At 61.5% G+C, this 12200-nt stretch carries 10 protein-coding genes and 1 pseudogene; 9 read left to right on the forward strand and 2 right to left on the reverse strand.

The features are described 5' to 3' along the window. Positions 1–311 (forward strand): annotated as a pseudogene (locus AB4Z11_RS08605) (cyanophycin synthetase); the annotation flags it as partial. A gap of 51 nt (positions 312–362) precedes the next feature. On the opposite strand, the gene AB4Z11_RS08610 reads toward AB4Z11_RS08605, so the two are convergent. Further along, positions 363–1457 carry a LacI family DNA-binding transcriptional regulator gene (locus tag AB4Z11_RS08610; RefSeq protein ID WP_442024416.1) on the reverse strand — a complete coding sequence of 365 codons (1095 nt, stop codon included), beginning with the start codon at positions 1455–1457 and terminating at the stop codon, positions 363–365. Between the two features lie 151 nt (positions 1458–1608). Between AB4Z11_RS08610 and AB4Z11_RS08615 the strand changes: the two genes are divergently transcribed. From AB4Z11_RS08615 to AB4Z11_RS08640, 6 genes are all read left to right on the forward strand, one after another. Further along, positions 1609–2859, forward strand: a complete 1251-nt coding sequence (locus tag AB4Z11_RS08615; RefSeq protein WP_442024418.1) for an Hsp70 family protein — start codon at positions 1609–1611, stop codon at positions 2857–2859. A gap of 10 nt (positions 2860–2869) precedes the next feature. Then, positions 2870–3502, forward strand: coding sequence for an exonuclease domain-containing protein (locus tag AB4Z11_RS08620; protein ID WP_442024420.1), 633 nt, complete (start codon positions 2870–2872; stop codon positions 3500–3502). A 30-nt stretch (positions 3503–3532) separates the two neighbouring features. Further along, positions 3533–3883, forward strand: coding sequence for a DUF2946 family protein (locus tag AB4Z11_RS08625; protein ID WP_442024422.1), 351 nt, complete (start codon positions 3533–3535; stop codon positions 3881–3883). A 90-nt stretch (positions 3884–3973) separates the two neighbouring features. Then, a complete protein-coding gene (locus AB4Z11_RS08630) occupies positions 3974–5965 on the forward strand; it encodes a TonB-dependent receptor (protein ID WP_442024424.1) in 1992 nt (663 codons plus the stop codon). Between the two features lie 87 nt (positions 5966–6052). After that, complete coding sequence (locus AB4Z11_RS08635) at positions 6053–6979, forward strand: SEL1-like repeat protein (protein ID WP_442024426.1); 927 nt, start codon at positions 6053–6055, stop codon at positions 6977–6979. A 70-nt stretch (positions 6980–7049) separates the two neighbouring features. Then, a complete protein-coding gene (locus tag AB4Z11_RS08640; protein WP_442024428.1) occupies positions 7050–7406 on the forward strand; it encodes a hypothetical protein in 357 nt (118 codons plus the stop codon). Here AB4Z11_RS08640 and AB4Z11_RS08645 read toward each other — a convergent pair. Beyond that, positions 7403–9229 carry a GGDEF domain-containing protein gene (locus AB4Z11_RS08645; protein WP_442024430.1) on the reverse strand — a complete coding sequence of 609 codons (1827 nt, stop codon included), beginning with the start codon at positions 9227–9229 and terminating at the stop codon, positions 7403–7405. The two genes, AB4Z11_RS08640 and AB4Z11_RS08645, sit on opposite strands and share 4 nt — an antisense overlap. 119 nt (positions 9230–9348) lie before the next feature. On the opposite strand from AB4Z11_RS08645, the gene AB4Z11_RS08650 reads away from it, so the two are divergent. Next, a complete protein-coding gene (locus tag AB4Z11_RS08650; protein WP_442024432.1) occupies positions 9349–9981 on the forward strand; it encodes a methylamine utilization protein in 633 nt (210 codons plus the stop codon). Positions 9982–9989: 8 nt separating this feature from the next. Next, the coding region (locus AB4Z11_RS08655) for an EAL domain-containing protein (protein ID WP_442024434.1) at positions 9990–12200 on the forward strand (2211 nt) is incomplete at its 3' end.

Consider the following 12200-nt stretch of genomic DNA (forward strand, 5'->3'; position numbering starts at 1 on the left):
TTTCGGGCGCGGGCGACCGCCGTGATGAAGACATCCGCGAGCAGACTCAGATTCTCGGCAAGTCCTTCGACTCCGTGATCCTATACCAGGACGCCTGCCAGCGCGGCCGCGCTGACGGTGAAGTGGTAGGCCTGCTGCGCCAGGGACTGGAAGGTGCAACGCGCACCAGGCAGATCGACCAGATCACGGGTGAATTCATCGCCATCGACACCGCGATGGACCGTCTGAAAGAGGGCGACCTGTGCCTGATCCTGGTCGACCAGGTCGAGGAATCACTCAACCACATCGCCAAGCGCATCGCCGCCGGCTAAACAAAAAGCCCGCTCCGGCGGGCTTTTTTATTTGGGCCGGATCTGATCCGCTTAGGCGGCGAGGATGGCTTCGGGGAGTTGGATGAGGCGGGCTGTTTCGCCGTCGACGAATTGGGGCGCGAAGACGCGCGATTCGGGGGCGCCGGTGGCTTCGGATTCGATCAGCGTGCACAGCAGGTCGGCTGCCGAGAGTGCCATCTTCTGGATCGGCTGCCGCAAGGTGGTCAGTTTGTAGCTGGCCCACGAGGCCGGCTCCACCGCGTCGAAGCCGACGATGGACATGCGTCCGGGCACATCAATCCCCAGCTCATGCCGCGCGCAATCCAGCGCGCCGATGGCCATGATGTCGTTGCAGCAGATGATCGCGTCCGGCGCCTTGCCGAGGCGCGTTATCAGCTCGCGCAAGCCGCGCGCGCCGCTGCTGTAATCGAATTGCCCAGTGACGATGGCTGGTTCGGGCAAGCCGAATTCGGCCAGATAATCGCTGGCGCCGCGCAGGCGTTCGCGTCCAACGGAAGAATCGACCGGCCCTGCGATGATGCCGAACTGGCGGTGTCCCGTCCCGGCAAGGCGCGAGGCGAGCATGCGTCCGCCTTCGTACTGGTCGCACACCACGCTGTTCACGCCGCCTTCACGCTGGTTGCGGTTGAAGACCACCACCGGCATGCGCCGCCGTGCGAATTCTGCAATCTGCGCTTCGGTGAGGCGCGCCGCTGCGACCACGCCATCCACCTGATACTGCCACACGTCAGCCAGGATATGTTCGACATCGGATTCCTGCTGCATGGTGAACAGCAGCACGCGCTTGCCGCGCCGGCTCAGTTGCTGGCTCAGTTCAGCGAGCGCTTCCGGGTAGTAGAGATTGGCAACATTGGAAATAATGACAGCCACTATATTCGAGCGGCGCGTGATCAGGCTGCGCGCGGCGGCATTCGGAATATAGTCCAGCCCTTCGGCGGCCTTCATCACGCGGGCATAGGTCTCCGGCGAAACGCTGGCGCCCGGCTTGAAGCAGCGGGAGACGGCAGACTGCGACACGCCAGCCAGCAGCGCGACGTCATACGACGTAACGCGGCGGCCTTCCTGAAGAATGGCCGCTTTGTGTTCCGCTGCATCGAGTGCTGGTGAGGGTTTCGTCTTCCGCATTCCTGCCTTTCCGGCATGTTGTCTGTAATAAATATGTTTTTCTGAGAATAAGACATAACTTGTCGCATGGCAATTAAATTCCCGGTTTTCGGCGGCGAACTGTCGCGTCGGTGCTAAAATACCGCCCCTTCAGCATTAAGGACCGTAATCCATGGCGAACGCTTGCGGTGTCGACTTCGGCACATCCAATTCCACCGTGGGCTGGGTACGTCCCGGCGAGTCCCTCATGCTGCCGCTGGAGGATGGCAAAGTGACGCTGCCTTCCGTGGTCTTCTTCAACGTCGATGACGACGAGGTCACCTACGGCCGCGCCGCGTTGGCCGAATATCTGGCGGGCTATGAGGGCCGCTTGATGCGCTCCCTGAAAAGCCTGCTGGGTACCAGCCTGATGGAGGGACAGACTGAAGTCGGCGGACGCGCGCTGCCGTTCAAAATGCTGCTGTCCCAGTTCATCGGTGAACTGAAGCACCGCGCGGAGCATGCGGCGGGCCGCAAGTTCGAATCCGTGGTGATGGGCCGTCCGGTGCATTTCATCGACGACGACAAAGCCGCCGATCAACTGGCGGAAGATACGCTGGCCGGAATTGCGCGTAGCGTCGGTTTCCGCAATATCGCTTTCCAGTACGAGCCGATTGCCGCGGCATTCGATTACGAGTCGCAGATCGATCGCGAAGAACTGGTGCTGATTGCCGACATCGGCGGTGGTACGTCGGACTTCTCGCTGGTGCGCCTGTCGCCGGAACGCGCCAGGCACGAAGAGCGCTTGCAGGATATTCTCGCCACCGGCGGTGTGCACATCGGCGGTACGGACTTCGATAAATACTTGAGCCTTGCGGCGGTAATGCCGCTGCTTGGCTACGGCTCGCAGCTGCTGAGCGGCGCCGAGATCCCGTCCAGCTACTATTTCAATCTCGCGACCTGGCACACCATCAATCTGGCCTACACCAAGAAGATGCAGGCGCAATTGAATGAGCTGGTGCGCGATTCGCGCGAGCAGGACAAGCTGATGCGCCTGCAGAATCTGGTCGAAGAGCGCGCTGGCCACTGGCTGGCGATCAAGGTTGAGGAAGGCAAGATCGCCTTGTCCGATGCCGACACCGTCAAGCTGGATCTGGAGCGCCTGCATCCCGCCGTCACGCTGGAGCTACAGCGCGAAACGTTCAACGGCGCCATCAATCACCTGGTCGGTTCGGTCGAGCAGACGGTGCAAAAGCTGCTGTCCGATGCGGGTTTGCACGCGGACCAGATCGACACCGTCTTCTTCACCGGTGGTTCCAGCGGCGTGCGTCTGCTGCGCGAACGCATCGCGGCCCTGGTGCCGGGCGCGCGCAAGGTGGAAGGCGATCTGTTTGGCAGTATCGGCGCGGGCCTCGCGCTGGACGCCGTACGCAAATTCGGTTGAGGAGACGAGCGTGCTGTCCAGACCTGTCGTCATGCTTGACTTTGAAACCACCGGCCTGTCGCCAGCGATGGGCGACCGTATCACCGAAGTCGCGGCGCTGCGCATTGAAGGCGGCCGCATCACCGAGCGCTTTGTATCGCTGGTGAATTGCGGCGTGCGCATTCCATCCTTCATCACCGGACTCACTGGCATCACGCAGCAGATGGTGGACAGCGCACCGTCTGCCAGCGAAGTAGTGCCGCAGCTGCTGGACTTTATCGGCAGCGATCCGCTGTCCGCGCATAACGCCAGTTTCGATGAGAAGTTCTTGCGCGCGGAAGCGGAACGCGTAGGGCGCGCGCCCGCGCACGTCGGCACCATCTGTTCGCTCAAGCTGGCGCGCCGCGTCTTCCCTGAACTGGGCAGCTACAAGCTGGGTCAGCTCAGCGGACGCCTGGGCATCAGCTTCCGCAGCGCGGCTCACCGCGCCGAGGCTGACGCGGAGGTGACCGCGGAAGTGCTGCTGCATATCGGACGTCACATCGCATCGACGTATGGCATTGTTGAGGTGACACCGGAGTTGCTGGCCGGCGTGAACAAGCAAGCCGCCGCGAAGGTGCCTGCCTGGTTGCAGAAACAATGCGCAACACAGGCAACCTTGTGACAAATGTAAAAACATGCTTACAATAGCGGGATGAAGTTTCGCCGCAACATCGTTCACGTCTTAGTCGCGCTTCTGCTGGTTCTGTCCCAGCAGCTGGGGGCTATTCACGCGGTGTCGCACATTTCCGGCTATCTGCACCACGGTTCGACTGAGCAGGCGCAGGACAGCGATGATTCGCGCACTTCGCGCGGCGGCATTGCCCTCGATCAGAATTGCGGACAGTGTCTTGCTTTCGCCCAGCTGGCGACCGCGCTTGATACCCCTTCCTTTACTTTCCCGGCCATGGAGCACAAAGCTCCCGTGGCCATCGTCGCCGACGCCGCTCCCGCCTGTGAGCGTACCGTCTGCGTCTTCCGTTCCCGCGCGCCACCTCAAGCCTGACAGCTGCATCACGTAATTCCGCGTTTGCCGGACAGCGTTTGCTCGTCCGAAAGCGCAGCCTGTCTATTTCCTATTGCTTGAGGTATTTGAATGAAAATCCAACGCACGCTGCTGGCCAGCGCCGTTCTCTCCGCTATTTCCACGCTCGCTTACGCCGATGACGGCGCGGCCGATGCCGATGTTCAGAAGGTTGTCGTAACGGCCAGCCCATTCCGCACCAACGAAGGCGATCAGATTCTCGCACCGGCCAAAGTGCTGGCCGGCGATGAGCTGCGCGACAAGGTCGGCAACTCGCTGGGCGAGACGCTGTCGAATGAGCTGGGCGTTTCCTCGTCCGCCTTTGGCGCCGGCGCATCGCGCCCCATCATCCGCGGCATGGAAGGCTCGCGCGTGAAGATGCTGGAGAACGGCATGGCGGTGTCGGACGTGTCCGGCCTGTCGAACGACCACGCGGTGGCGGCTGAAGGCACGGTGGCGCACCAGATTGAAATCCTGCGCGGTCCGGCGGCACTGCTGTATGGCTCCGGCGCGATTGGTGGCCTGGTCAATGTGGTCAATGAGCGCATTCCGACCAATCTCGAACCGAAGCCTACCGGCCAGATCGAAACCCGCTACAGCACGGTCGATGAAGGCCGCAGCGTGAATGGCACGGTCGATGGCACCGCAGGCAAATTCGCACTGCATGCCGATGGCAGCATCCGCTACACCAGCGATTACGAGATTCCCGGCTACCGCATCGCCAATGATCCGGCTTCGGGCAGCGGCCGCCTGCCGCACTCCGAAACGCGCGAGAAGACTGCGGGCCTGGGCACTTCCTATGTTGACGACTGGGGTTATGCCGGCGTGTCCGTCAGCACGCTGAAGAACCTGTACGGCATTCCGACCGAAGAAGGTTCAAAGATCGACCAGAAGCAGAACCGCTATGACTTCGACAGCCTGGTCAAGTCGCCATTCGCCGGCTTCGATTCCGTGCGCGTAAAAGCGGGCTACACCGACTATAAGCACACCGAACTGGAGACGGACGGCACGCCTGCCACCAGGTTCACCAACCGTTCGCTGGAGTCGCGCGTTGAGCTGGCGCATAAGGAAGTGCTGGGTTGGCACGGCACGTTCGGTGCGCAGACAGAGAACAACCATTTCTCCGCCCTGAGCGTTGACGGCGGTCCCGATACCGTGCCGACCACGCATTCGACATCGTATGCGGGCTTTATCGTTGAAGAGAAGGACTTCGGTCCTGTGCGCGTCAACGCGGGCCTGCGTTTTGAAAACGTGAAGCGCACGCCGGTCAACAATATCGAGCGCTCGTTTGACCTGAATTCCGGTTCGGTGGGCGCGATGTGGAAGTTCATGCCCGGCTATGCCGTCGGCGCGACCTTCTCGCACGCTGAGCGCGCACCGGCAACGGAAGAACTGTATTCCGGCGGCCCGCACGATGCGACCATCACCTTCGACATCGGCAATCCGAATCTGCGCAAGGAATCCTCGAACAATGTCGAACTGGATCTGCAAAAGAACACCGGGCTGATTCAATGGAAGCTCAACGTCTTCCAGAACAAGGTGCATGACTTCATCTATGGCCATATCACCGATGTGATGCTGGATGATGAAGGCAATCCGGGCGGCGACTTCCGCCAGCGTTTGTTCGAGCAAGCCAATGCCACCGTGCGCGGCGCGGAAGGCGAGGTGGAGTACAACCCGCACGGCATGGGCTGGAACGGCCGCGTGTTTGCGGACAACTCGCACGGCTCGCTGGACCAGGGCGGCAGCCTGCCGCTGCAACCAGCGACCCGCGTCGGCGCCAGCGTTGGCTATCGCACTGCCGTGTGGCGTGCGGGTATGTCGCTCACGCACGCGCAGTCGCAGGACCGCCTGGCTGTTTGGGAAACCACGCCGACGCCTTCGTATAACAAGCTCGATGCCAACTTCAGCTACACCCAGAAGTTTGCCAACTATGATCTGACGTACTATCTGATCGGCAAGAACTTGCTGAACGAAGAGATTCGCGTATCGACTTCGCTGCTGAAGGATGTGTCGCCACTGGCTGGCCGCGGTGTTTCTTTCGGTGTGAGAGCCAAGTTCTGATCCACGTTTGACGCCGCGCAAAGGCTGCCGGAGCTTCAAAATTAAACTTTAGATAACGTTTTGTTGGTTGTTTAAAGGGAGGCAGCCATGAGTGCGTATTCGTGGTTCCTGGAAGCAGCGGAACGCGGCGATCCCTACGCCCAGTTCAACCTGGCCCTGTGTTTCAAGCGGGGCCAGGCTGTCGCGAAGGACGAGCGCAAGGCCTTTACGTGGATGCGCCGCTCGGCCCATCAGGGCATCGCTTTCGCGCAAAACCACCTCGGTGCGATGTACTACAACGGTTGTGGCACCCGCCGCAACGACGCCGAGGCAGTCCACTGGTTCCGCCGTGCCGCGCGCCAGGGTGAAGCCTCTGCGCAGCAGAATCTTGGGCAGATGTACCGCAAGGGCCGCGGCGTGCCCCAGAACGACGAAATCGCCGCCAACTGGTTCAGCTGCTCGGCTGAGCAGGGGGTGCCCAGTGCCCAGTCCTTGCTGGGCGAATCCTATCTCAATGGCACCGGCGTGGTGCGCAATGTGCAGCTGGCGGCGGCGTGGCTGCGCAAGGCGGCTGTGCAGGGCGAGGTGGCGGCCCAATATCTGCTTGGGACGATGTACGCGAGCGGCACCGGCGTGCAGCGTGATCCTTCGCAAGCGCTGACGTGGTATCGGCTGGCGGCGGAGCAGGGTGCACCTAACGCCCAATTCAGCGTGGGCGTGCTGTACGCCAATGGCGATGGCGTGCCGAAGGATGAAGCCGCAGCCGTCGCCTGGTACCGCAGCGCCGCCGAACAAGGCGACGCCAGCGCCCAGAACAATCTCGGCGTCATGTACGCCAACGGCCAGGGCGTGAACCAGGACGACGCCGAAGCGGTGCGCTGGTATCGTAAAGCGGCCGAGCAGGGCCATCCGCTGGCCCAATACAACCTGGGCGGCATGTACGGCAGCGGCCGCGGCGTCCGCCGCGACCCTGTCCGCTCCCGCATGTGGCTCGCCCGCTCCGCCGAGTCCAGCGACGAGCGTTCCCGTAGCTGAAGGCGCTCCCGGCAGTTGGAACGATGACTAAATCGTTGCCAGTCAGTCCATTCCATGGCAGCATTGCGAAATGTCTTTTCGTCTACTTTTATTGCTTGCGGTTGCGTCGGGTGTGGTGAGTGCTGCGCCGGTGGATTGTGGCGCGGTGCTGGTGGCCAGCCGAGCTGAGCAGGTGAAGGTGCCTGACTGGCAGGCAGGCCGTCGCGTGAAGGGGCATGAGCGGCTGTATTTTCATTCCGCGCCGGACAGCGCCTGCCGCCAGCGTGAGCTATTTGTGGTGCCGGGCGATGCGCTGACGGCGTTCTACGAATACGGCACCTTCACTGAAGTCGTGTACACGCACCCGAAAACGGGGCGCGAATCGCATGGCTGGGTCGAAACCGGCCGGCTGGAGGAAACGATGGCCGGCCGCAGCGCCGGGCGCTAGCGTGCGTTGTGCGGTTCGCGGCGGCGGTCCAGGAACAGGCTGTTGCCGTGGATTTTCTTGGCCTGCTTCTTTGCTTCGGCCGCGCAGGTGGCGATCTGATGATGCGAGTAGAACTGATGCGGCTCGACCTTGATTGCGCCCAGTGACAGGCTCATCAGCGAATAAAACACTTTCTTGCCCTGGCGGTCTTCGCTGATATAGCCGCCGCGTTCCTGATCCTCCAGGCTGTAAAACTCGCCGATGCCGGCGCCGAACTCGTCCAGCACGGCGCGGCTGCGCTCTTCCCAGTCTTCGCTCTGGAACAGGATCATGAAATCGTCGCCGCCGATGTGGCCTACGAAATCGCGGTTGGGATCGCAATGGCGGGTCAGGATGCGTCCGGTCAGCTGGATCACATCGTCGCCGCGGCGGTAGCCGTACACATCGTTGAAGGGCTTGAAGTGGTCCAGGTCCACGTAGCAGACCCAGAAGCGCGTACCGCTTTCCAGTAAGCGGTCGATGTGTTCGTTGATCGGCACATTACCCGGCAGCTGGGTCAGCGGATTGGCGTAGCGCGCCGCGTTGATCTGCATCTGCGTGATTTCGCGCATCAGATCGTGGCCGGTGCCCATGCCCAGATAGCGGCCTTGCTCGGTGATGATGAAGCCGTTGAACAGGTGGTGGGCGTCGGACTCGGCCATCAGGCAGGACAGATCCTGCAGGCTGGTGTCCTTGTCGGCGATGATCGGCTTGCTGTCCATGAACAGGGTGCAGGGCTTCTTGCCATACAGCTCGCGCTGGTAAGGACGCGCGAAGTGGTCGATCATTTCGAAGCGCGACACCAGGCCCATTGGCTTATCGCGATCCACCACGGGAATAATGAGCAGCTTCGGATCGGCGAGGAAAATCTCGTAGACTTCATTATTGTTCATGCTTGGCGGAACAGCGTCCACCTGGTGCAGCAGCTTCTGGATGCTGGCGGCGTTCTTGGCCTGGCGCTGCGGATAGACCGCGACGCCATTACGCGCCAAAGCCTTCACCACTTCGGCAGGCGCAGCTTTGGCAGGTGCGGCGTGGGGGCGTCCCAGGTGATAGCCCTGCGCAAAAGCCACGCCCAGGTCGCGCAGCACCAGCAGCTCGGCCTGCTTTTCGATGCCCTCGGCGATGACCAGGGTGTTGGATTTGTCCGCAATCTCCTGAATGGAGCGCACAAACTGCAGCTTTACCGGATCGGCATTGATGCCCTGGATGAAGTGCATGTCGACCTTCACGTATTCCGGGCGCAGCTCGGACCACAGGCGCAGACTGGAGAAGCCTTCGCCCAGATCATCAATCGCAATCTTGAAGCCCATTTTGCGGTAGTGCAGCACCGCCTCGCGCATCAGCTCGTAGTCGTAGGTCGGCTGGTTTTCGGTCAGCTCGATGATGACGTTGGCCGGATTGATGCCGATTTCTTCGATGTAGCCCAAAGTTTCGCCGCTGCTGCCATCCTGCAGCACCAGGCTTTCCGGGCTGACGTTGAGGAACAGCTTGCCTGGTAGCTTCAGCTCGGCAAAGCGCTCCAGCACCACGCGGCGGCACAGATATTCGACTTCACGCGCCAGATTGTTGGCACGGGCGGCGCGGAACAGATTGATCGGCGCGTGCAGCGGGCTGTCGGACGGGCCGCGGATCAGGCCTTCGTAAGCGATGATGTCGCCCGTCTTCATGTCCACGATAGGCTGGAAGAGGGCGGTCAGCTGGCGGCGGGCGATAATGTCCAGCAAATGCTGGCCCAGCTGCTCATCCGGTGTAGGTCGCAGATAGCTCACGTTGGACGGAAGAAGGGCAGAGGGCGGGGTCATGGCGCAGAATGTTAATTTCTGAATGTGACAACTTAATGACTTGCAGCAAGAGAATTTCCCTGCCTTAGCCGCGCGCGGGGCGCTACAATAGGGAAATCCTTTACCAGATGGAAATCCCGATGCCGAAATTGTTACACGTTGCTGCGATGGCAATTTTCTGTGGCGTGAGCGCTGCTGCCAGCGCAAACATCGTGGTCCAGGTGACCGATGCCGCAGGCAAGCCAGTGCAGGATGCCGTGGTCTATGCGGAAGCCGATGGCGGCGCGGCGCTGCCCGCCACTCATAAGCCGGGCGAAATCAGCCAGAAGGGCCTGAAATTCATTCCGCTGGTAACCGTGGTTCAGACTGGCAGCAAGATCTACTTCCCGAATAACGACAAGGTGCGCCACCACATTTACTCTTTCTCGCCGGCGCACAAATTCGACCAGAAACTGTATAGCGGCACGACTGCCGATCCGCAGACTTTCGACAAGCCAGGCACGGTGGTCCTGGGCTGCAATATCCACGACAAGATGGTCGCTTATGTGCGCGTTGTCGATACGCCGTACTTCGCCAAGACCGATGAAAGCGGTTCGGCCACGGTCGATGCACCAGCAGGCAGATACGTGCTGAAAGCCTGGCATCCCGACATTACCGGCGGACACCCGCTGGAGCAGCAAGTGGCTGTGAAAGCCGACGGCGCATCCAGTGCCAACTTCAAAATCACCCTTAAACCGCCCGTGCGTGACGCGGATACAACGAGCAACTATTGAGAGTGCCCATGCGCTTCCGTAGCCTTGAGAGCCGGATTGTTACGCTGTTCCTTGTACTGCTGGTGGTAGTGCAGGTGGTGGGCCTGCTGGTCATCCAGCGCGGCATCAACACCAATGCGCGCAATTCGATCAGTGCCGAACTGGGTAACGGCGCCAAGGTGTTCACGCGCCTGATGGACCAGAATGCGCAAAGCCTGCGCTTCGGTGCGCGCCTGCTGACGCGCGATGCGGGTCTGCTGGCAGCCATCGGCAATACGGATGAAAGCGACCGCGCGACCATTGTGTCGGCGCTGGCCAATCATGGCCGCCGCATCAAGGCATCGCTGTCGATGCTGGTCAGCGGGGAGCGCAAGATCGTGGCGTCGACCAACGATGCGCAATCCGCAGCGCTGGAAAAAATGGTGCTCGGCCTGCTGGATAAGGCGGAACAGGACGAAGGCGCCAGCGGCATCGCCATGGTGGACCAGCGTCCCTACCAGGTGGTGGTGATTCCGGTGAAGGCACCGATCACGATCGGCTGGGTCGTCATGGCCTTCCCGATCGATGAACGCCTGGCGCGCGAGATGCACGAGATCACTTCGCTGCAGACGACCATCCTGACCATGGACCAGAAAGGTGGCTGGCTGCCGGTGGCGTCGACGCTGCCGCCTGCCAGCGTGGCCGATGTGACGCGCCAGATGGCGGGCGCCAACGGCGACAGCTTCGACCTGGATATTGGCGGCGACAAATTCCGGGTACGATTGCTGCCGATCGGCGAAGACAACGGCCAGCGCGCCGTGGTCGTGCTGGGCCGCTCGATCGATGAAGCGACCGCCGAATACGCGCGTCTGGAGCGCTGGCTGATTGCGCTGACGATCGCCGGGCTGGTGGTATCCGCCGTGGCGAGCGTGCTGACCGCGAAGCGCATTGCGCAGCCGCTGACCGAATTGGCCGACACCGCCAAAAAGCTGGAGAAGGGCGATTACAAGGCGCAGATTGAAGTGAAGCGCGAGGACGAAATCGGCGACCTGGCCACGGCCTTCAACAGCATGCGTGACGGTATCGCCAAGCGCGAGCAGGAGATTCGCCGTCTCGCATACTGGGACACGCTGACCAATCTGCCGAACCGCGCGCAATTCCTGCTGTTGCTGAACGACTCCATCGCGGCGGCCCGCAAGCGCGGCGAATCGCTGTACGTGCTGATGATGGACCTGGACCGTTTCAAGCACGTGAACGACGTCATGGGCCACAGCTTCGGCGATGCCTTGCTGAAGCAGGTGGCAGGCCGCCTGCTGCATCAACTGGCCAACCGCCGCCACACTGCGGCGCAAGTGGCGCGACTCGGTGGGGACGAATTCGCGGTGCTGCTGCCGGGCGCGGAACTGGATCATGCCATCGTCATTGCCTCCGAAATCCTGACCGCGCTGGAAACGCCGCTGTCGCTGGACGAGCAGATGGTGGACATCGGCGCCGGCATTGGTATTGCAGGCTTCCCTGATCACGGCAAGGATGGCGAAACGCTGCTAAGCATGGCCGAGGTGGCGATGTACGCCGCCAAGCAGCGCCACGATGGTGCAGTCGTGTACAGCGCGGATATCGACAAGGGCAGTGAACAAAGCCTGTCGCTGATGACGGAACTGCGCCATGCAGTCGAACGTAACGAGTTCCGCCTGTTCGTGCAGCCCAAGATCGCGCTTGGCAACGGCCACGTGGTGGGCGCGGAAGCGCTGGTGCGCTGGGCGCATCCCGAACGCGGCAACGTTTTCCCCGACCAGTTCATTCCGTTCGCGGAGCAGACCGGCTTCATTCGCGTGCTTACTCAGTGGGTGCTGGAGCGTTCGGCGGAGCTGTGCCACGAACTGGCGATGAAGGGCATCCACCTCAAGATTTCGGTGAATCTGTCCACCCGCGACCTGCTGGACCAGGAACTGCCCTTCAAGTTCGCAGGCATCTTCGCGCGCCATCAGGTGTCGCCGGGCTCCTTCTGCCTGGAGATCACGGAAAGCGCGATCATGGACGATCCGGTGCGCGCGCAGCAAACGCTGGAGCGCCTGCACGCCATGGGCTGCGATTTGTCGATTGACGATTTCGGTACCGGATATTCTTCGCTGGCTTATCTGAAGCGCCTGCCGGTCGATGAACTCAAGATCGACAAGAGCTTCGTGCTGAATATGGTGGAAGACGTGGGCGATGCCAAGATCGTGCGCTCCACCATCGACCTTGGCCACAATATGGGCCTG

The organism is Pseudoduganella sp. RAF53_2 (assembly GCF_052113985.1).
Taxonomy (GTDB): domain Bacteria; phylum Pseudomonadota; class Gammaproteobacteria; order Burkholderiales; family Burkholderiaceae_D; genus Rugamonas.

Excerpts from the sequence above, each read along its gene's own strand:
- AB4Z11_RS08610 (WP_442024416.1), bottom strand. The coding sequence starts at position 1,457 with ATGCGGAAGACGAAACCCTCACCAGCACTCGATGCAGCGGAACACAAA.
- AB4Z11_RS08615 (WP_442024418.1), top strand. The coding sequence starts at position 1,609 with ATGGCGAACGCTTGCGGTGTCGACTTCGGCACATCCAATTCCACCGTG.
- AB4Z11_RS08635 (WP_442024426.1), top strand. The coding sequence starts at position 6,053 with ATGAGTGCGTATTCGTGGTTCCTGGAAGCAGCGGAACGCGGCGATCCC.
- AB4Z11_RS08625 (WP_442024422.1), top strand. The coding sequence starts at position 3,533 with ATGAAGTTTCGCCGCAACATCGTTCACGTCTTAGTCGCGCTTCTGCTG.
- AB4Z11_RS08630 (WP_442024424.1), top strand. The coding sequence starts at position 3,974 with ATGAAAATCCAACGCACGCTGCTGGCCAGCGCCGTTCTCTCCGCTATT.
- AB4Z11_RS08650 (WP_442024432.1), top strand. The coding sequence starts at position 9,349 with ATGCCGAAATTGTTACACGTTGCTGCGATGGCAATTTTCTGTGGCGTG.
- AB4Z11_RS08645 (WP_442024430.1), bottom strand. The coding sequence starts at position 9,229 with ATGACCCCGCCCTCTGCCCTTCTTCCGTCCAACGTGAGCTATCTGCGA.
- AB4Z11_RS08640 (WP_442024428.1), top strand. The coding sequence starts at position 7,050 with ATGTCTTTTCGTCTACTTTTATTGCTTGCGGTTGCGTCGGGTGTGGTG.